This window comes from Psychrobacter sp. 1U2 (assembly GCF_051847575.1).
Window position 1 is genome coordinate 1 of sequence record NZ_JBPYDC010001055.1, and the last position, 724, is coordinate 724.

2 protein-coding genes are annotated in these 724 nt (G+C 39.8%); both read right to left on the minus strand.

What is annotated here, in order from left to right; translation table 11 throughout:
- The coding region (locus tag ACS8FD_RS20350) for a 2Fe-2S iron-sulfur cluster-binding protein (RefSeq protein ID WP_439277198.1) at nucleotides 1-226 on the minus strand (226 nt) is incomplete at its 3' end.
- Between the two features lie 114 nt (nucleotides 227-340).
- Nucleotides 341-724 (minus strand): Hsp70 family protein (locus tag ACS8FD_RS20355; protein WP_439277199.1); only part of this gene is annotated, 384 nt, incomplete at its 5' end.

The window sequence follows — 724 nt, forward strand, 5'->3', positions numbered from 1 at the left end:
CACGATCTAACAAGTCGGCTTCAATATCATCCATTTCTTCTAAGCTATTAAATCCTTTACGAACCACGACATGACAGGTCGTACATGCTTTTGACATCTCACAAGCATGTTCAATCTTGACGCCTTTTTCAAGCAAGGCTTTACATAAATTATCACCAGATTGAAGCTCGACCTCAGTACCTTCAGGGCAAATCTCGTGATGGGGTAGTACAGTAATCTTTGGCATAAATTGTCTGTCCAATACTAATCGATTAAAAATCTAAAAATGAAATGTTATAACGTATAAATATATTATATTAAATGAATTATACTTATTGATTTATAGTCATCAGTGTAGCTATTACCAGTCCTGAGCACTTGTACCTGCCATGCTGGCTTTGACACTCTGATTCATAATACGAGCAGCAAAAGCGTCGCTGTGCGGTTTAAGTGAAGCTTGTTCTCTCTCGATAACTGATAAGTCGTCAGTTTCAAGGGCCGTTTGTAACCCTTGAATATGCTTAGCAAGGGACTGCTGCTCCTCCGATGTTAATAAAGCAGCAAACTCGTTCAGGGCGGATTGTAGCGCGAGCACTTCGCGCTCAGCTTCTACTTTAGTCTCAATTAAAGAACGAGCGTTTTTATCTTCTTCTGCATGCTTAAATCCAGCAGTCAAAAGCTGCTCTTTTTGCTCATCTGATAATCCATAAGAAGGCACAATCTCAATCTGACTCTCTGTCTTTGT